This window comes from Clostridium sp. YIM B02506 (assembly GCF_022324845.1).
Taxonomy (GTDB): Bacteria; Bacillota; Clostridia; order Clostridiales; family Clostridiaceae; genus Clostridium_T; species Clostridium_T intestinale.
The window spans coordinates 334,987-355,954 of the sequence record NZ_JAKGTG010000001.1 but is presented as its reverse complement, the minus strand read 5'-3'; the positions used below and the strand labels follow the sequence as shown (position 1 = coordinate 355,954).

Sequence of the window (20,968 nt, the reverse complement as noted above, 5' to 3'; positions counted from 1 at the left end):
GGTGTTAATATGGTAAGTAATAATGTAATAATTTCAATGATTATAGTAATGCTAGTTTGTGTATTATTTCCTATAGGTATATTTATATATTTCAAAATTAAAGAAGGTATATCTATAAAGACAACCTTAGGGGGAATAATAGGATTTGTATTATTTGCACTAATATTAGAGCAAATACTTCATAAAGTTGTAACATCATCTAATATAATTCCAGTAAACACTTTAGCTTTTGGAATATATGGGGCTCTGGCTGCTGGAGTATTTGAAGAAACAGGAAGATTTTTGGTTTTCAAAACTTTTTTAAAGAATAAAAGAGAATGGAAAGACGGACTAGGATATGCTATAGGTCATGGAGGAATAGAAGCTATACTAGTTGGAGGATTGAGTTTTCTGAACTCTTTAATAATAACTTTTGCATTAAACTCAGGCACTTTAGATACGATGCTAAAGGGACAAAGTGAATCTATGGTTGAAGGTATTAAATCTTCAGTAATGAATGCAACTCCTTTAATGATTGGGGTTGGTGGTATTGAGAGAATATTTGCATTTATGGTTCAAGTTGGACTTACTTTTGTAGTGTTTTATGGAATTAAAAAGAGAAAAAATATTTATCTTTTATATGCAATATTGCTCCATGCATTAGTAGATTTTATTCCTGCTTTATATCAAACCAAGATAATAAGTAATGTTTTTATAGTAGAGGCAGTTGTAGGTATATTTGCAATTATAGCGGTAGTTTTTACTATAAGAAGTAGAAAAGTATTTGAGAATATTGAATAAGAAATAAAACCCTGAGAATAAATTTTTATACTCAGAGTTTTTTCTATTTACAATAAAATGTTTTAGGAATATATTGTATTTACAGTTAATTTCCCTAATATGTTTCCAGTTGAAAATGATGAAGAAGAGGTAGAGAAAATGACCCGTATATTACTTGATGGAATAAGAAAATAATTATAAATATAGGAGGCAACTTACCATGCACAGTAACTCTGTTATTTCTGTACAAAATATTACACAGAAGTTTGGTTCCAATACAGTACTTGATGATGTAAGTATTGAGGTTAAAAAAGGTGAGGTATTAGGTATCTTAGGACCTTCTGGTTCTGGAAAAACAACTTTAGTGAAATCTATAGTTGGAATGCAGACACCGAACTTAGGAAGTATTGAAGTGTTGAATACTAAAATTCCATCATTAAATGTAACATCTAAGGTTGGTTATATGGCTCAATCTGATGCCTTATATGAGGACTTAAATGCAATGGATAATCTTTTGTTTTTTGCTGAACTTTATGGATTAAAAGGAAAGATAGCAAAAGAGAGGGCTAGAGAGGTTTTAAAACTTACACATCTTTTAGAAGATGAAAAAAAGGCTGTGAGAAACTTCTCTGGCGGAATGAAAAGAAGACTATCTCTTGCAATAGCTTTAATACACACCCCTGAGATTCTAATATTAGATGAACCAACAGTTGGAATAGATCCAGTGCTTAGACAGGAGTTCTGGGGCAAGTTTAATGAACTTAAAGATAGTGGTTGTACTATAATAATTACCACTCATGTTATGGATGAAGCTGAGAAATGCGATAGATTAGCCCTTATAAGAGATGGAAAGATAACAGCATTATCTTCTCCAGAGGACTTAAAAAAACAAGCTAACTCAACAACTATAGAAGGTGCTTTTTTATATTTTGGAAGCTTAAAGGGGGAAAAATAATATGAGAAGTATTACTGTTGCTAAAAGAGTTATGAAACAGATAATAGGAGATAAGCGAACCATAGGAATGATGTTATTAGCACCTATATTTGTTATTTATCTTTTTAGTATAATATTGACTTCTGCTCCAGAGAAGGCAAAGGTTGATGTAATATCAGCACCAGAAGAGTTTATAGTTTTCCTTGAAGACGAGGCAGAGGTCACAAATGTATCTAATGAAAATGAAGCTATAGATAATCTTAAAGAAAAGAAATCAGATGGATTTATAGATTTTAGTGGAGACAAAGCAGAAATAACTATTGATGGTTCAGATCCTAATACAGCAAAACTTACAATAAATTCTGCAAGTAAGGCAGTGTCATCTTATTCAGAAGATAAATTATCTGTATTTATAAAAGATATCAGTAAAATCTTAAAGGGAAATACAGTGAAAGTAGATATGCCTAATAAACCAGAGATCAATTATCTTTATGGCTCAGAAGATATGGATTTATTTGATGTTTTAGCACCAACCATGATGGGATTTTTTATATTCTTTTTTGTATTTTTAATAGCAGGGGTATCCTTTTTAAGAGAGAGAATAAGTGGAACCTTGGATAGAATATTAGCTACTCCCTTAAAAAGAAGTGAGATAGTACTTGGATATTTTATAGGTTTTGGTACATTTGTAGTTATTCAGACTGTAATTATACAACTGTTTATGTTTTATGGATTAGATATAAATTTAAAAGGAAATTTTTTAAGTGTATTATTAATAAATATAATACTTGCAGCGGGATCTCTGTCCTTAGGTACATTTTTATCTTCATTTGCAAGAAATGAACTTCAGTTGTTTCAATTTATACCAGTGATAATAATTCCTCAGATTTTATTTAGCGGCATATTTAATTTAACAGAAGCTCCAACATGGGTACATGTTTTATCTAAAGTATTCCCACTTACCTATGGAGCTGAAGCTTTAAAAAACGTTGCTATAAAAGGATACACTTTAGGAGAAGTTTCTTTTGATGTTTTTATGCTTACAGGATATGCAATATTATTTATAATGCTCAATATATTAGCTTTAAAGAAATATAGAAGGATTTAGTTAAGTAAGTATTTATTTTAGATATTTTAATAAACAAATATCTTGATATTAGTTATGATTAATAATATAATGTACTTATAAAATATATTATTAGGCGGATAGTGATTGCTAAAAGCAAGCTAAACCACATGTTTATTACATTTGGTTGGGTTTGCTTTTTTTTATTGGAAGGAGGGATGTAGTTGCTAATTAAAAAAATATTAAACAATAACGTCGCAGTTGTTGTTAATGAAACAAATGAAGAAATGATAGTAATGGGGAGGGGTATAACTTTTAAAAAAGTTAATGGAGATTATATTTTAAAAGAAAACGTTGATAAAATCTATAAGCTTGCAAGCACTGATAATTATAAAGATATTCAGGATTTATTTTTAAATGTTCCTATAGAAATAATAGAAGTAGCAGACAATATAGTATCATATGCAAATAAGATTCTTGGCAAAAAACTTAAGGAAAGTACGTATATTTTTATTGCAGATCATATTAATGAATCAATCAAAAGATATAAAGTTGGAATAAGTATAAATAACGGGTTATTGTGGGAGATAAAAAGATTTTATAAAATACATTTTGAAATAGGTTTACATGGTATTAATTTAATTAAAAAAAGACTTGATATAGAGTTGCCAGATGATGAAGCAGGATTTATTGCACTTCATATTGCAGATGCTGAATTAGGCGATGAGGTGGCAGATATTCAAAAAATCACAGTAATTATTCATGAAATAACAAACATAGTATCTTATTATTTTGGGAAAAAGTTTGATGAAGATTCTGTATTCTTTTATAGATTTATTATGCATCTAAAATTTTTTGCACAAAGGTTACTGCAAAAAAAGGAGTATTCTTCTGATAGTGAAGACCTTGATTTATTCAATATTGTAAAGAATAAATATTCGAAATCTTATGAATGCGTTGAGAAAATTACTTACTTTATTGAAAACCAATACAATTACTCCGTAAATATTGATGAGAAAATGTATCTAACAATTCATATAGAACGAATTGCGAATAGATAAATTAATATAGAAAGGAGGATTTTATACATAGATTTTAAATCAATGGATAGTGACATTAAGTTGGCTAAACCTTCTATTAATTTTCTAAAAAACATATTAAATAGGAGGAATTATGATGGCAAAGTATGATGAATTAGTGGATTTTATTATTGAAAATATTGGGGGGAAAGCTAATGTGGAGTCGTTAACACATTGCATGACAAGGCTTCGTTTTTCACTTAAAGATTTTTCATTAATTAATGAGGAGGAACTTAAAAAAAATCAAGGAATAGTTACCGCTCAAAAAGCAGGAGGAAAATATCAAGTAGTTATAGGAACTCATGTTGGAGAAGTATATGAGGTGGCAGTTGGTAAGTTAGGAATTAAAAATAGTGACAAAGATATGGAAGATGATGATAAAACAGCGTTAGATAAACTAATAGACACAATAACTAAGGTTATGACTCCAGGGCTTGGGGCTCTAGCATCTTCTGGTCTAATACAAGGCTTATTAGCGATACTAACTACTATAGGAGTTTTATCACCTACTGATGGAGCATATATTATTTTACATGCTATGGGAAATGCCATATTTGCATTTTTTCCTATTATTCTTGGATATACAAGTGCTAAAGCATTTAAGTCTAATGTTTTTACAGGTATGTTAATAGGTAGTGTATTGGTATTTACTAATATAACAACAAATCTTGCATCAGGAGATGTGTTATACAATTTATTTACAGGAACTATTTTTGAAACTGCAGTGTATAAAACATTTTTTGGGATTCCGATAATGTTTCCAGCTACAGGTTACGGATCAACAGTAATTCCTATAATTTTTGCAGTATATTTTGCTTCAAAAGTAGAGAAAGTTATCAAGGGTAAGATTCCAGATATAGTAGGATTTACTTTAGTTCCATTTCTGACCTTACTTATTAGCGCTCCAGCTGCAATATTAATTATTGGACCAATTGCTAACTTTGCAAGCTTAATAATTACAGCTGCAATCACGTGGTTATATGAACTTTCACCTATAATAACAACTTTAGTAGTTGCACTAATTTATCAACCACTAGTAATTCTAGGACTACATTGGCCACTAATAACTATAGCAGCATTAAATTTTGCGGCATCTTCTAGTGATTATATATTACCTATGTTATTTACTGCATCATTTGCGCAAACGGCTGTAGTATTAGCTGTTTATATAAGAACGAAAAACAAGAAAACTAAAGCTATTTGTGTACCAGCAATAATTTCAGGCTGTTTCTGCATTATAGAACCCGCAATTTATGGAATAACTTTACCTGTGAAAAAGAGATTTGCTTTTTCAATGATTGGTGCTGCAATTGGTTCTATAATTATTTCTATATTCTCAATAAAAATGTATGCAATGACTGTAGGGGTTCTAGGTATAGTAGGATTTCTTAACCCAAATGGAGATACTTTTGGGTTAGTAATAGGAATCATTGGAACATTGGTAACTATGATAATAGCATTCCTTTTAACTTATTTTACTTTTAGCGAAGAGGGGATAGATAGCTATTCAAAGAAAGAAGTATCAAACAAAGTTACAGAAAATATAGCTGTTAAATCACCTATGAAAGGTAGAATTACTAGTCTTGAAAATGCTGAGGATCCTATTTTTTCACAAGGCACTTTAGGAAAAGGTGTTTTAATTTATCCTGAAGAGGGAAAAGTTATAGCTCCTTGTAATGGAATTGTGACAACCTTATTTCCAACTGGGCACGCTATAGGTATTACAAGTGATAGTGGGGAAGAGATATTGATTCATATTGGAAGAGATACCGTTCAACTAGAGGGCAAATATTTTTATAAAAAAATCGAGCAAGGCAGTCGTATTAAAGAAGGGGATTTAATTTTAGAATTTGATATAAAAGAAATAGAAAAAGCAGGATATATTACTGAAACGCCAATAATTATATCAAATAGCACTATGTACTTAGATATTTTAGAGTCTACTAAAGAAAATGTAGATTTTCTAGATACTTTGTTAACGATATTGCATAATAAAGTTGTTTTATAGATGGGAGAGAAGATTATGAATGAAGATTTACTAAAAAGAATTAAGGGAATAATTATAGGATGTTCTTTTGGAGATGCTTTAGGCATGCCAACAGAAGCTTTCACACAGGAAAAAGTAAAAAAAATGTATCCTGATGGGGTAAAAACATTTATAGATTCTCCACCTAATAATTTTATAGGAAGGTTAATGACTGCTGGATCAGTTACAGATGATACAATAAATACTATTTTTGTTTTAGATTCTTTGGTTGAGAATAAAGGAAAGATAAATGCTGATGATTTTGTGAAAAAAATACTTAGATGGATGGATTCATCAGATAATTGGAAAAATGTTATGGGACCATCTACAGCTAAAGCTTTAGTCAGTATCCAAAATGGAACGCCTATAGAAAAAGCAGGAATCTTTGGTACAACAAATGGGGCTTCAATGAAAATATCACCAATAGGCATAATTTCGGATTATAATAATTTAAATGATCTAGTAAACAATGTATATCAAATCTGTTTACCAACACATAATACTAAAATAGCAATTCAATGTGCAAGTGCAATTGCAGCAATTATAAGCTATGTAAGTGAAGGTGGAAAGAACTTAGACTTTATTTGGGAGCTTTCAATACAAGTTTTAAAAGTAAGTGAGAATTATGGATTCGATATGCCATCTTCTTCATTAGGATATAAAATTAGTCACGCTAAAGATATAATTGAGAATTCATCTAAAGAACATGCATTGAAAAGATTATATAATGAAATAGGGCCAGGATTCGAAAGTGTTGAGTTTTTACCTATTGTACTAGCGATTATAACATTATCAAAAGGAGATCCAAAAGAGGCAGCTATTATTAGTGCAAACTATGGTGGAGATACTGATACAATCGGAGCTATAAGTACAGCAATTTGTGGAGGTATGAATCCAAACTTTGACAGCAGAGATATTGAATTATTAGAGAAGGTTAATGAGTATAACTTCGAGGAGATAGCTAAAAAAATATTAGAATATAGTCCGTTTTTTCAGATATAGAAATATATAATTAGCATTTTTAAGGTGAGGTGGGTTTATTTTATAAAATAAACCCCTCACCTTAAAAATTATAAATCTGATAATTCTTTTATAGCTTTAATCCCAATTTCAATTTCTTCATCAGTATTAAAGTAAGAAAAACTAAATCTTACTGCTCCTTGTTCTTTAGTGCCTAAAGCTTCATGCATAAGTGGAGCACAGTGAGCACCAGCTCTTGTTGCTATTTCATAGTTATTCCAAAGCTCATCGCATACAAGGTTTGAATCATAATCGCCAAGATTTAAAGTAACTATAGGAGCTCTTAAAAACTTTGAGAAGTCGCCATAGATACGTATATTTTGTATATCTTTAATTCCATTATAAAACTTCCACATATGAGAGAGTTCCTTTTCTCTTATTTTATTTATTCCTATTTCCTCTATAAATTCAAGCCCTGCTAAAAGTCCAGCTATACTGTGGCTATTAACTGTTCCTGCTTCTAAAGCATCGGGCATTTCTAGGGGGTGGGACTTTGAATAAGAGTGACTTCCGCTGCCACCTGTTTTTAATGGACGTATTAAAAGATTATCTTTTATACATACTCCGCCTGTACCTTGGGGACCCATTAAAGATTTATGTCCTGTAAAGCAAACTATATCTATGTTGAATTTGTGCATATCTATAGGGAAAACTCCAGCAGTTTGAGAAGCATCTAATATAAATAATAGATTGTTTCTTTTGCAGATTTCTCCTATAAGTTTTATGTCTATAAGATTTCCTGTAAGATTTGAACCATGGGTGAAGACTATGGCTTTAGTGGTTGATTTAATTTTTTTTTCTATTTGAGAGTAATTTAAAATTCCATTTATATCAGAAGGAATTATAGATAAATCAATTCCTTTTTCTCTTAAGGCATAAAGTGGTCTTAAAACAGAATTGTGTTCAAGTTCCGTAGTTATTACATGATCACCTATGCTCAGACAACCATTTAAAGATATATTTAAAGCTTCTGTAGAATTTGAAGTGAAGGCAACATTTAGAGGATTACCTACATTAAATAATTCTGAAACTTTTTCTCTTGTTTTATATACAAGTCTAGAAGCATCAAGAGCTAAAGAGTAAGAGCCTCTAGAAGGATTTCCTAAAGTATTTATAGCATTTGCAACAGCTAGAGCTACAGTATCTGGTTTTGGAAAGCTTGTAGCTGCATTATCAAAATAAATCATTATATTTGCACCTCTTTTTCAGTTGAAAGTTGAAAGTGGAGAATTGAGAATTATTGCGTTTTTTTGACTAGATAGTTCCATTAACCATCAACTCTCAATTATCAACTACATAATATTATAGCAAATGTATCTCTTAATTCACCAACTTTTCTTTCCAACATAGACTTATGGATTTAAACAAAGCTAAATCTTTCTAAACTAAAAATTATGGTATAATTAATCTAGTAATTTAAAACTAAAAGTGAGGTGTATTTATAGTTGATTAAAAAAAGATTTAATAGTACAGGAGTTTGTGTTCCAAGAAAACACTACATGGTTGATATAAGTAAAAAGCTTATTCAGATTAAAGAACTTATAGATAATGAATTTTATTTTACTATAAATAGACCTAGACAATACGGAAAAACTACTACATTAAGCAGATTAAAAAAATTATTGACTGAAGAATATTTAGTTATAAATATTAGTTTTGAAGGGGGACTCCATAAAGCCTTTGAGGATGAAGAGACCTTTTCAAATAAATTTTTAAAATTGATATATCAATCTATAAAAGTTGAAATAGAAAAAAATAATCAATTAATAGAATTATTTAATACCAAGGTTCAAGATCTAGATGAATTATCAGATTCTATAACTAAATTTATAGAACTATCAGAGAAAGAAGTAATTTTATTAATTGATGAGGTTGATCAAAGTTCAAATAATCAGTTGTTCTTAAGTTTTATAGGAATGTTAAGAAAAAAATATTTAGCAAGAGAAGTAGGAGAAGATTATACTTTTAAATCTGTTATATTAGTTGGGATGTATGATATTAAAAGTTTGAAATTAAAGTTAAGAGCAGAGGAAGAGGCTAAATATAACTCACCTTGGAATATAGCTGTAGATTTTGATGTAGATATGAGTTTTTCCCCAGAAGAAATATCAACTATGCTTAATGAGTATAGGGAAGCTAATAATATCTATGATATGGATATTAAGGCTTTAAGTGATGAAATTTACTTCTTCACAGGAGGCTACCCTTATTTAGTAAGTAAGATTTGTCAGATTATTGATGAAAAAATATTATTTGAAGAGAAGCTTCCTTGGAGTAGAGAAGAAATTCGAAAAGCAATTAAAATGATTAATGAAGAAGTAAATACTTTGTTTGAGAGCATAATCAAAAACTTAGAAAACAATAAAGAATTATATAAATTAGTAAGTAGAATTTTAGTTGATGGAGAGCATATAATATTTAATCCGTTGGACCCAACCATAGCATTAGGTTTAACCTATGGAATATTTAAAAAAGGTGAAAATGGGGTAGAAATAAGTAATAAAATATTTGAAGAAATAATTTATAACTATATGATATCAAAAGTACGAACTTCAGCTAATAATATGAGTTTGTACAACATTAAATCAAGCTTCACAAATAATGATGGAGGATTATATTCTTAGCGTTCATAAAACCTATAATCAACGGAACAGGATTCGATTTTAAAGAGGTTCAAATATCAGAAGAAAAAAGATTAGATTTAGTGATAACCTACAATAATTTCAAATATATAATTGAAATGAAAATATGGAGGGGAGCGGAGTATCATAAACAAGGGTTAAAACAAATTTGTGATTACTTAGACATACATGGATTAGATAAGGGATATCTTCTTATATTTAATTTCAATAAAAGTAAAGAGTATAAAACAAGCACTCTTACTATAGATAAAAAGGAAATTTTTGAGGTTTATGTCTAAAATATTTATAATTTACTAGTAGGTGATTAAGATGAATGAAGAAATTTTTAATTTAATTGCATTTAATTCAACAAGTAATGCTATAAGAGCAGAGAAGGAATTAAAACTAAATGATATAGAGGTTAAAGTTTTACCTGTACCTAGAGAGATAACAGCAAGTTGTGGTTTATCTATAAAAATAGAAACTAAGGATTTAGAAAAAGCTGTATCTACTCTTAAAGAAGTAAGTATTGATGTAGCTGGATACTACAATGTTAGTAAGATTGGATTAAATAGAAACATAGAAAAAATAGAGCTTTAAGGAAAATCACTATAAGGTAGATAGAAATTATTCTACAGTATAGTGATTTTTTTTGTTATATAGGTTCATATAATTTTTATTTCTTGGGGCATAATAATTTTATTAATCAGAAAAGTGAGGAGAGGATTACATGCTCTATGGATATATAACTATATTAGCAGTAATTGGAGTAGCTATACTTTATATGTTATTAAGAGGCAGAGGAGAAGAAGACCATAATTTAATGGAGGATGTTCCTAGTATAAGTATAAATAAAGAAAGTTTAGAAAAGCATGCTTTTCAGATATCACAATATTTTTCTACCATTACGAGGAAGTCCAATTGTAGAAGAAAATTAATTAAAAGCTTAGACAATAGTTATGGTCAGATAATTAAGACTTATGAATATTTAGATAAGCAGGTTAAACAAAGAAAAGAAATTCTGCCAGCGGCTGAATGGATGATAGATAATTTATATTTAATTGAAAGAGAATATAAGGACATAAAACATAATATGCCAATGTCCTATTATAAGGGACTTCCAGTAATTAAAAAAGGGATAATGAAGGGATATGCTAGGTGTTATCACATAGCAGTAGAACTTATTTCTCATACAGATGGAGCCGTAGATGAAGAAATTATAGAAACCTTTATAAAGGCATATCAAAAAAACTCTGTTCTTACTACAGGAGAGCTTTGGGCTTTACCTATTATGATAAGGATAGCTTTAATTCAAAATATAAGTAAGATAGCAGAAAAAATAATTTATGCACAACAAGAAAAGCAAAAGGCAGAAACTTTAGCTGAGAAAATTATAGAGGCATATAACAATGAAAGACTTGAGGATGAACTTAGAAGGATATCCTTAGAGGAAAATATAGAGTATAGTTCACATTTTGTGGAAAGATTACTTAAGGTTGTTAGAGATAATGGTGTAGATAGAGCACCATTTTATAAGTGGATAGATGATAGACTAATTTTGCAGCAAACTACGGCTGACAAAATGATAATTGTTGAGCATCAAAAGCAAGGAAGTTATCAGATATCAATGGGGAATTCAGTTACTAGTATAAGAGCAGTAGCTGCAATAAATTGGAGAGACATATTTGAAGAAATAAGTATGGTGGAGAAAATATTGCAAAATGATCCAGCTAATATTTATTGTAATATGGATTTTGAATCTAGAGACCACTATAGACATAAGATAGAAAAATTATCAAAAACCATAGATGTAGATGAGGTTGTTATAGCACAAAAAGCTATTGAGTGTGCAAAAAATGCTGATAGTGATGAAGCTTATATAAGACATATAGGTTATTACCTTATAGATGATGGTATAAGTAAATTGAAAAAAGTAGTTGGTGGAAAAAGAAGTATAAAGGATGGTTTTGAGGGTTTTATATTTAAGCATAAAACTTTCCTATACTTATGTGTTATAACAGTTGTCACTATTTTATTAAGCTTTATATCTATAGGAATGGTAAAGAATTCTCTAAATCCTATTACTTATGTAGTGGCTTTTTTGGTACTTCTTATACCTTGTAGCGAGATAGTTATTTCTATATTACATTGGAGTATAAATAAATTATTAGATCCTAAATTTATTCCTAAAATGGAGCTATCAAAGGAATTGCCAGAGGATTGCACATCCATGGTTGTTATTCCAACTCTATTAAGTAATAAAGATAGGGTTTTGGAGTTGATAGGAGATTTAGAGGTATATTATCTTGCAAATCAACATAAAAATCTATACTTTGGGCTTTTAGGAGATTTTAAGGACGGTAAAAATAAAGAAGAAAAAGAAGATAAACACATATTAGAAGTAGCTTTAAATGAAGTAAAAAGATTAAATGATAAATATTCAAATAATGGTGAAGATATATTTTATTTCTTTAATAGATATAGACAATATAACGACAAGGAAAATATATGGATTGGATGGGAAAGAAAACGTGGTAAGCTCATGGAGTTTAATGCTCTACTAAGAGGAGCTAAAAAAACAAGTTATGATACTATAAGCGGAGATATTACAAAACTTCAAAAGGTTAAGTATGTAATAACCTTAGACGCAGATACTCAATTGCCTAGAGAAACTGCAAAAAAACTTATAGGGGCTATGTGTCATGTGCTTAATAAACCTCATGTTGATGAAAAAGATAAAAGGGTTAAAAGAGGATATGGCTTAATGCAGCCTAGAGTAAGTGTTGGTACTATTGCAGCTAACAAAACTGTTTTTTCAAAGATTTTCTCTGGGGAAACAGGGATAGATAAATATACTACTGCTATATCAGATGTATATAATGATTTTTTTGGCGAGGGCATTTTTACAGGGAAGGGAATTTATGATGTAGATATTTTTAACTACATGCTTAAAGATGAGATTCCAGAAAATACAGTGCTTAGTCATGACTTATTAGAAGGTTCTTATGTAAGGACAGCATTAGTTACAGATATAGAACTTATAGATGGGTACCCAGCTTATTATAATTCTAGCTCTATGAGATTACATAGATGGGTAAGAGGAGATTGGCAGATTATTAAATGGATTACTAAAAAGTCTCCTTTAAATACTGTTTCTAGGTGGAAGATATTTGATAACTTAAGGAGAAGTATTTTAGCACCATCTATTATATTACTGACACTATTATCTTTTGTTATATTTCCTCATAGTGAAGAATGGATAGTTATAGCTTTATTAGCTATTTTATGTCCTATTCTTTTTGATGTGTCAGAGGCAGTAGTTTCACCTATTAAGGGGATAAGTTTATCAGGGAAAATAGGAAATGGGAAAACAGCATTAGAACAAACTTTATTGATTTTTTGCTTTTTACCTTATCAAGCTTACTTAATGATGAATGCTATAATAAAAACTTTATATAGAGTTTTTATTAGTAAAAAAAATCTTCTTGAATGGCAAACAGCAGCTGATGTTGAGTCAAAGCTTAAGAGGGGAATGAAGGATTTTATTTCGTTTATGTGGCAAGGGTCTGCTATAGCCCTATTAATTTTGGGAATTTCTTTCTTAAATTCTACAGAAGCGGGGTTATTAATACTTCCTTCATGTATTTTATGGTTTTTAAGCCCAGTAGTTGCCTATTATATTAGTAGTGATATACCTTTAACTCGTTTAGATATAAATAAGGAAGATACTCATTTATTAAGAATTTTAAGTAGAAAGACTTGGGCATATTTTGAGGATTTTGTTAATAAGGAAAACAACTGGTTAGCACCTGATAATTATCAGGCTGATCCTCCAAATGGAGTAGCTACAAGAACTTCACCTACTAACATGGGAATGGGTATCACATCTAACTTAGCAGCTTACGATTTAGGGTACATAGGAGTAATAGAAGCTGTAGATAGATTAGAAAAAATATTAACCAGCATGGATGGGCTTATAAAATATAAAGGACACTTTTATAATTGGTATGACACTGTAAGTAAAGAACCTTTATATCCAAGGTATGTTTCTACAGTTGATAGTGGAAATCTAGTAGGGTATTTATGGGTGGCTGAGGAAGCCCTTGAAGAATATAAAAATGATACTATAGTTAATAAAAAGAAGATAGATGGATTATGCGATGTTTTAGGGTTATGCAATGAAGAAATAGAGTTAGCCTCAGGAATAAAAGAAATCTACTCACCTATAATAAGTGATATTAGAGAAGTAGATTTAGATATTATAAGTTGGAGAAATCTTTTAACTAATATAAGAAATAAAGCCTTAGAAGTTGATAAGATTGATGGCTGTAGAAACTTGTATTGGAACAATAAGTTAAAAAGTTCTGTAAATAAGTATTTAGGAGAAATACAAAGGATATTCCCTTGGGTAGATATATTTATACAAAACATATCTTCAATGGATACCAAAGAAGAGGATCTTAAAAAGATTCCTTCTAATACTAAATTATCAGAGTTAAATAATAAAATAGATGAAGTTATTTCAGGTACCCATATAAATGAAGTTTGGTGGGAAGAGTTTAAACTTCTTTTTAATAACGGAAAAGAAGAAGTAAATAAAATAATCAATAAAATTAATAGAGTAAAAGATAATTTACACAGTATGGCAGAGAATACTGATTTCTCAATTTTATATAATAAAAGCAGAAATCTCTTTGCTATAGGATATGACATAGAGAGAGATGAGCTTGGAAATTCTTATTATGACTTACTTGCATCAGAATCAAGGCAAGCAAGTTTTATAGCAGTAGCCAAAGGTGATGTGGAGCAAAGACACTGGTTTAGTTTAGGAAGAGCAATGACTCTTATGGATAGTGGAAAAGGTCTTGTTTCTTGGTCTGGAACTATGTTTGAATACTACATGCCCCTACTTATTATGAGAAACTATCCAGATACTCTGTTAAATGAGACTTATAGAGAAGTAATAGGTGTTCAGCAGCGTTATGGAAGGAAAAGAGGGGTGCCTTGGGGAATATCAGAGTCAGCATTTTATACATTTGATATCTCAAAAAATTATCAGTATAAAGCATTTGGAGTTCCAAGCATAGGCCTAAAAAGAGGGTTAGCAAATGAGTTAGTAGTATCTCCATATTCAACAGTAATGGGGCTTCAAATAGACTTTAAAGGTTCTTTAGAAAATATAAAAAATCTAAAAAACGAAGGGCTAGATGGGAAATATGGTTTATATGAAGCTATTGATTATACAAAGGATAGATTATCTAAAGATGTAAATAAGGCCATAGTTAAATGTTTTATGGTTCATCATCAAGGTATGAGTTTAATGGCTTTAACAAATGTATTAAATCACAATATTTTTCAAGATAGATTCCATAGAATACCTAGAGTTAAGGCAACTGAACTATTACTTCAAGAGAAGGTATCTAAGAGAGTTGTATATGATAGACCACAAAAATTTGAACCTATAGAATTAAATCTAGAAAAACAAGATATCGTAGTAAGAACCTTTAATACTGCTAAGAGTAAATATCCAGAGGGTCATCTTTTGTCTAATGGTAATTACTCAACCATGATAACTAATAGTGGAAGTGGATACGGTAAGCTAAAGGATATGACTGTTTACAGATGGAGAGAAGATCTTACTTTAGATAATACAGGAATGTTCTTTTATATAAAGAATTTAAACTCTAATGAGTATTGGAGCGCAGCTTATTCACCATGTGGCAATGAAGTAGAAGAGTATGAGGTTATATTCTCTCTAGATAAAGCAGAGTTTAGGAGAAAAGATGGTAATCTTACAACTTATTATGAAATAACTGTGTCTCAAGAGGACAATGCAGAAGTAAGGAGAATATCCATAACTAATCACAGTGAACATAGTAGAACTGTAGAGGTAACAAGTTATGCTGAAGCTACTCTTGCACCTTATAATGCAGATATAGTTCATCCAACCTTTAGTAACTTATTTATAAAAACTGAATATGTTGAAAGTCCTTCTTGTGTAATAGCTAACAGAAGACCAAGAGCTAAAGGGCAGAAAAAACCTCATGTTATGCAGACTATAGCAGTTCAAGGAGAAGCTATAGGAACAATACAATATGAAACTAGCAGAGCTAATTTTTTAGGTAGAGGAAGAGCGGTATCAAATCCTATAGTTATGGATGATGAAACACCACTTAAAAATACAGTAGGTGCAGTACTGGATCCTATAATAAGCATGAGAAGAAGATTAAAAATAAGACCAGGTGAAACAGTAAAGATAGCTTATACAACAGCAGTTGGGGATTCTAGAGAAGAAGTTATAGAATTAGCAAAAAAATACTCAGAAATGAGAAATGTTGAAAAGGTATTTGAAGCTTCTTGGACTCAGACGCAAATGGAAATGAAATATTTAGGAATAAAGTCTACACAAGCAAATATATATCAGCTTATGGCTTCAAAGATATTATTCTTAAATAACTCGCTAAGAGAAAGAGAAGATTATATTAAAAGGATTAAGAAGGCTCAATCATCCTTATGGCCTTATGGTATATCAGGAGACGTACCTATACTTTTAATAATAATAAGGGATGAGAAGGATTTGTATTTAATAAAGCAAGGACTTCAAGCTCATGAATATTGGGATAGAAAAGGTCTTAAAGTAGATTTTGTAGTATTAAATCTACAAAATACTCTATATATTCAACCCCTACAAGAAGCTATAAAGGATATTGTAAATTCAAGCTATGCAAGGGATAGACAAAATATTCAAGGAGGAGTGTTCCTACATAGCAAAGGAAGTATGGCTCAGGATGACATAGAATTTTTAATATCCATAGCTAGATTTGTTATTGATGGAGACAAGGGAAGTTTAATAGAACAAATAGAACTAGTAAGTGAAGAGGAAGACGATATAGAATATTTATCTGTAAAAGAAAAAGACTATGGAAATATTCCCTATTCATACCCAAGCAAAAATCTAGATTACTATAATGGAGTAGGTGGATTCGACACAGAAAATGACGAGTATGTAATAATACTTAAGGACAATAAGACCACTCCTGCACCTTGGATTAATGTAGTATCTAATGGAGACTTTGGGTTCCATATATCAGAAAGTGGAAGCAGCTATACCTGGTATAAAAATAGTAGAGAAAATAAGATAAGTACTTGGTCAAACGATCCTATAACAGACCCATTAACTGAAGGCTTATATGTAAGAGATGAGATTACAGGAAAGGTATGGGGAATATCCGCAAGACCACTTAGAGATAAGGGAGAATATATAGCTGAACATGGTTTTGGATATTCAAGGTTTAAACATTTCTCACAAGGAATATTAGGAGAAATGACTACTTTCTGTCCTATGGATGAAAGTGTAAGAGTGGAGATAGTAAAGTTAAAAAATCATACTAATGAAGAGAGAAAATTATCATTAACCTATTATTCAGAGCTTTCATTAGGAGTAGTGCCTCAGCAGACTGTTCAATATATATCAAGCTATTTAGAGGAAGACTTTATATATGCTCAAAACCCTTATAGTGAGCATTTTGGAAGGGCATTTGCATACCTTACTATATTAGGCGGAGAGGACAGAAGTTTCACTGGAAATAGAAGCGAATTTTTAGGAAGAGGCGGAAATGTTGAGGAACCTGAAGCTCTAAAGAAAGTTAGGTTATCAAATGTTACTGGAGCTGGATACGACCCTTGTTTAGCATGTAATACTAAGATTTCATTAAAACCAGATGAAGAAATCGAATTAGTAGTATTATTTGGTCAAAAAGAAGGAATAGAAAATATAAAAGCTGTAATTAATAGATTTAAAGATATTAGTTATGCTGATAACTCGTTAGTAGAGGTTAAGAATTTCTGGAGGGATTTACTTCATAGAGTTCAAGTTAAAACGCCAGATAAAACCATGGATATTATGCTTAACGGATGGCTTATGTACCAAACTCTCGCTTGTAGGTATTGGGCTAGAACTGCATTTTATCAATCTGGTGGAGCTATGGGCTTTAGAGATCAGCTTCAAGATGTTATGTCCATAGGATTTTTAGATTCAAGCTTTACTAAGGAGCAAATAATACGAAGCGCAACAAGGCAGTTCGTAGAGGGCGATGTTCAGCATTGGTGGCATCCAGTTGTCAATAGTGGTATAAGAACAAGATTTTCTGATGACTTGTTATGGCTTCCTTATGTAACTATAGATTACATAAAAAACACTGGAGATTACAGTATATTAGATGAAGAAGCAGTATATCTTGAAGATGAACCATTAAGAGACGGGGAAGATGAAAGATATAAAGTTACTCCAGAATCAGATAAAAAAGGAAGCATATATGAACATTGTATAAGAGCTATAGAGATTTCTTTAAGATTTGGGGAACACAATATTCCACTTATGGGAAGTGGAGACTGGAATGATGGTATGAGTACTGTAGGAAACGAAGGAAAAGGAGAAAGTGTATGGCTTGGATGGTTCTTATACAGCATACTAGATAACTTTAAAGAAATTTGTAAACATAGAAATGATGAAGAAAAGTTCACACGATATGAAGAAATGAGAGATTTTATAGGAGAAAATCTAGAGAAAAATGCTTGGGATGGAGGCTGGTATAGAAGAGCCTACTTTGACGATGGAACTCCACTTGGTTCCATAGAAAATGATGAATGTCAGATAGATTCTCTATCACAATCTTGGGCAGTTATATCTGGAGCAGGAAGAAAAGAGCGTGTAGAAGAAGCAATGCGTGCCTTAGAAAAATATTTAATTAAAGAAGATAAAGGAATAGTGCTTCTACTTACACCACCTTTTAATAATTCTAAGTTAGAACCAGGATATATAAAAGGTTATATTGCTGGAGTTAGAGAAAATGGAGGTCAATATACCCATGCAGCTACTTGGGTAATATTAGCTATGGCGAAGTTAGGTTATGGATATAAGGCATGGAAAACCTTCCATATGATAAATCCTATAAACCATTCAAAATCTCATCTAGAATGTGAAAGATATAAAGTAGAACCTTACGTAATGACCGCCGATGTATATGGTGCAGAAGGTCATGAAGGAAGAGGAGGTTGGAGCTGGTATACTGGAACTTCTGGATGGATGTTTAGAGTAGGTATTGAAGGAATCCTTGGACTAAAGCTAAAAGGAGATAAGGGATTCACTATAGAACCAGCTGTTCCAGATGAATGGAATGAATATGAGATTAACTACAGAAAAGATAAATGCTCCTATAACATTAAGGTTGTTAGAGGGGAAAAGAAAGAAATTTATCTTGATGGTAAACTATTAGAGGATAATCTAGTTCCATACTTAGAAGATGGAGAACATATAGTTAAAGTGGTTATCTGACTAAGAGAGAGACTATTGTAATTAGTTATTGCAATGGTCTCTTTTTTTATTTTTGCATCCCTATCCTATTGACGCGCACTTCTATTCTGTAGGAGCGGTTCTAAGCTCCATTAGATTCCTTATATCTTCTTCCTTTTAGAAGCTCGAAGAACTTAATTAAATTCCTTATCTTTCTCAGCGTCAGTCTAATCCTTTTACTTATTAGGAACAAAGTAAACTTTTTTAAAAAAGCCTTGCTAATAAATTAAGGCAAAGTCAAAATCCATATTAAACAATAGAAGAATAGAAAAATATTTTTTATAAAGATGAATAATGAGTAGGAAGAAAAGTAGACTACCCAGTGTCAAAGTGTCAAAGTGTCAAAGTGTCAAAGTGTCAAAGTGTTAAAGTGTCAAAGTGTCAAAGTGTCAAAGTGTCAAAGTGTCAATATGGTGTTATGCTGTACTTAGAAGGAATTTAATGAAACTCTTGAGAAGAAGAGTTTCTACAGAATATAAGTGTATATATGAAGGGGGTAGAGGAAAATGAGAAAACTAAAATTTTTATTTATTACATTACTTTCAGTCATAATTTTAACAGCTTCACTAGTTGGTTGTGAAAGTAAAAAGAATGATGTTCCAAGGGTTAAAGGGTTATTCTATAAAGTAGAAAAGAATGGGAACTATTTATATCTTGGAGGTTCTGTTCACGTAGGAAAAGAAGTTAAATTTGTAGATTCAGTTGAAAAAGCCTATAAAGAATCTATTGGACTTGGAGTAGAAGTAGATATACAAAGTAGTAAAATTAGTGAGACTATGAATAATGAGAGTATGTATCCAGAAGGAGATAATTTACTTAATCATATAACTCCAGAAACTAAAGAAAAGATAGAAAATATAATCTCGGAATTAGGATTAAAGCTAGATTATAAACAATATAAATTATGGGCTCTTCAATCAGTAATGACTACAGCTATAGCAAATAAAGCAGAACTCAGCGTTTATAATGGCATAGACTATAAATTTATTACAAAAGCTAATATAGATAAGAAGCCTGTTATATCTTTAGAGAATTTAGATATTCAACTAAAAGCATTAACAGTAGGAGGAGATGAGTATCAGATAGAGCTTTTTAACAATTATCCAAGCATAGAAGAGCAACAAAAACTACTTTCGGAGTTATATGAAGCCGTAATTAATGGAGACATACCGCAAATAGAAAAATATACATCAGCCATTGATTCAGGCAGTAAGTTATCTAGAGAATCCTACGAATCTTTAGTTGTAGAAAGAAATAAGAACATGCTCTCTAAGATAGAAGGATTTATATCCGAAAACAAAAAATACTTTATAGTAGTTGGGGCGGGGCACATAGTTGGAGAAGATGGAATTATTAAAGCCTTAGAAGATAAAGGTTACTCAATTACTAGACTAGAATAATAAATAAAGGAGTTTCTATTAGGAATGAACTGATAGAAGCTCCTTTTACCTTTAATTAAATAATAGTTTAATTGTTCTAACAAGATAAGTACTTTATACTAACGCATATTTCTATAGTTAATCAAATGAAATAGGTTAGAACATGCCCCTATAAAAATACAGCGGCTCGATAGGAGACGTCTGTATTTTTATAGAGAAAGCAAGAAAAGAAGAAAAAAGGAATCTAATGAGACTTGCACCGCTAATCGGTAGAAGCTCTCCTCAGCTTCAATCTAATCATTTAAGTCTCTAAAGGGCAGTAGTGCAAGAATAGAAGAATTGCACCTATGATCGTAGACACGCACTGCTGAAGCGCCAGTCTAATCCTTTTACTTATTAAGAACAAAGTAAACTTTTTTGAAAAAGACCTTGATAATAAGTCACGGAAAAGCCAAAATGCCTATTGAAGAATTGAAGAATTGAAGAATTGAAGAATTGAAGAATTGAAGAATTGAAGAATTGAAGAATTGAAGAATTGAAGAATTGAAGAATTGAAGAATTGAAGAATTGAAGAATTGAAGAATTGAAGAATTGAAGAATTGAAGAATTGAAGAATTGAAGAATTGAAGAATTGCACTACTATTCGGTAGACGCGGTTCTAGCGTCAGTCTAATCCATATTGGTAAAGGAATCTAATGGAGCTTGAGAAGAAACTCCTACAGGGAAGTAGTT

The 20,968-nt window shown here is 30.9% G+C and carries 12 protein-coding genes; 11 read left to right on the top strand and 1 reads right to left on the bottom strand.

Annotated elements, in window-relative coordinates; translation table 11 throughout:
- The first annotated feature begins 9 nt into the window (after positions 1-9).
- The 6 genes from L1S49_RS01550 to L1S49_RS01525 all read left to right on the top strand — a co-directional run bounded on the left by L1S49_RS01550 (position 10) and on the right by L1S49_RS01525 (position 6,866).
- The gene (locus L1S49_RS01550) at positions 10-780 is read left to right on the top strand and encodes a YhfC family intramembrane metalloprotease (protein ID WP_238902258.1); all 771 of its coding nucleotides are present in this window, start codon (positions 10-12) and stop codon (positions 778-780) included.
- Positions 781-979: 199 nt separating this feature from the next.
- Positions 980-1,714: an ABC transporter ATP-binding protein gene (locus tag L1S49_RS01545; RefSeq protein WP_238902257.1), complete on the top strand. Its 735-nt coding sequence runs from the start codon at positions 980-982 to the stop codon at positions 1,712-1,714.
- Position 1,715: 1 nt separating this feature from the next.
- Positions 1,716-2,801, top strand: coding sequence for an ABC transporter permease (locus L1S49_RS01540; protein ID WP_238902256.1), 1,086 nt, complete (start codon positions 1,716-1,718; stop codon positions 2,799-2,801).
- A gap of 182 nt (positions 2,802-2,983) precedes the next feature.
- On the top strand, positions 2,984-3,820 hold the full coding sequence (locus L1S49_RS01535) for a PRD domain-containing protein (protein ID WP_238902255.1): 837 nt from the start codon (positions 2,984-2,986) through the stop codon (positions 3,818-3,820).
- A gap of 115 nt (positions 3,821-3,935) precedes the next feature.
- Positions 3,936-5,846, top strand: coding sequence for a beta-glucoside-specific PTS transporter subunit IIABC (locus L1S49_RS01530; RefSeq protein WP_238902254.1), 1,911 nt, complete (start codon positions 3,936-3,938; stop codon positions 5,844-5,846).
- Positions 5,847-5,861: 15 nt separating this feature from the next.
- Positions 5,862-6,866: an ADP-ribosylglycohydrolase family protein gene (locus tag L1S49_RS01525; protein WP_238902253.1), complete on the top strand. Its 1,005-nt coding sequence runs from the start codon at positions 5,862-5,864 to the stop codon at positions 6,864-6,866.
- Between the two features lie 68 nt (positions 6,867-6,934).
- Here L1S49_RS01525 and L1S49_RS01520 read toward each other — a convergent pair whose 3' ends face one another.
- A complete protein-coding gene (locus L1S49_RS01520; protein WP_238902252.1) occupies positions 6,935-8,071 on the bottom strand; it encodes an aminotransferase class V-fold PLP-dependent enzyme in 1,137 nt (378 codons plus the stop codon).
- A 258-nt stretch (positions 8,072-8,329) separates the two neighbouring features.
- Here L1S49_RS01520 and L1S49_RS01515 point away from each other — a divergent pair, with 258 nt between their 5' ends.
- The 5 genes from L1S49_RS01515 to L1S49_RS01500 all read left to right on the top strand — a co-directional run bounded on the left by L1S49_RS01515 (position 8,330) and on the right by L1S49_RS01500 (position 20,257).
- Positions 8,330-9,508: an AAA family ATPase gene (locus L1S49_RS01515; RefSeq protein WP_343073966.1), complete on the top strand. Its 1,179-nt coding sequence runs from the start codon at positions 8,330-8,332 to the stop codon at positions 9,506-9,508.
- An 80-nt stretch (positions 9,509-9,588) separates the two neighbouring features.
- Positions 9,589-9,804 (top strand): hypothetical protein, encoded by a 216-nt coding sequence (locus L1S49_RS23355; RefSeq protein WP_343073965.1) that lies wholly within the window; start codon positions 9,589-9,591, stop codon positions 9,802-9,804.
- A 31-nt stretch (positions 9,805-9,835) separates the two neighbouring features.
- The gene (locus L1S49_RS01510; RefSeq protein WP_238902251.1) at positions 9,836-10,105 is read left to right on the top strand and encodes a DUF3343 domain-containing protein; all 270 of its coding nucleotides are present in this window, start codon (positions 9,836-9,838) and stop codon (positions 10,103-10,105) included.
- A gap of 130 nt (positions 10,106-10,235) precedes the next feature.
- Complete coding sequence (locus L1S49_RS01505; protein WP_238902250.1) at positions 10,236-18,839, top strand: glucoamylase family protein; 8,604 nt, start codon at positions 10,236-10,238, stop codon at positions 18,837-18,839.
- Between the two features lie 524 nt (positions 18,840-19,363).
- Positions 19,364-20,257: a TraB/GumN family protein gene (locus tag L1S49_RS01500; protein ID WP_238902249.1), complete on the top strand. Its 894-nt coding sequence runs from the start codon at positions 19,364-19,366 to the stop codon at positions 20,255-20,257.
- Positions 20,258-20,968 lie beyond the last annotated feature (711 nt).

Coding starts and splice junctions, on each gene's coding strand:
- L1S49_RS01500 (WP_238902249.1), top strand. CDS start 19,364: ATGAGAAAACTAAAATTTTTATTTATTACATTACTTTCAGTCATAATT.
- L1S49_RS01505 (WP_238902250.1), top strand. CDS start 10,236: ATGCTCTATGGATATATAACTATATTAGCAGTAATTGGAGTAGCTATA.
- L1S49_RS01545 (WP_238902257.1), top strand. CDS start 980: ATGCACAGTAACTCTGTTATTTCTGTACAAAATATTACACAGAAGTTT.
- L1S49_RS01510 (WP_238902251.1), top strand. CDS start 9,836: ATGAATGAAGAAATTTTTAATTTAATTGCATTTAATTCAACAAGTAAT.
- L1S49_RS01540 (WP_238902256.1), top strand. CDS start 1,716: ATGAGAAGTATTACTGTTGCTAAAAGAGTTATGAAACAGATAATAGGA.
- L1S49_RS01550 (WP_238902258.1), top strand. CDS start 10: ATGGTAAGTAATAATGTAATAATTTCAATGATTATAGTAATGCTAGTT.
- L1S49_RS01525 (WP_238902253.1), top strand. CDS start 5,862: ATGAATGAAGATTTACTAAAAAGAATTAAGGGAATAATTATAGGATGT.
- L1S49_RS01530 (WP_238902254.1), top strand. CDS start 3,936: ATGGCAAAGTATGATGAATTAGTGGATTTTATTATTGAAAATATTGGG.
- L1S49_RS01520 (WP_238902252.1), bottom strand. CDS start 8,071: ATGATTTATTTTGATAATGCAGCTACAAGCTTTCCAAAACCAGATACT.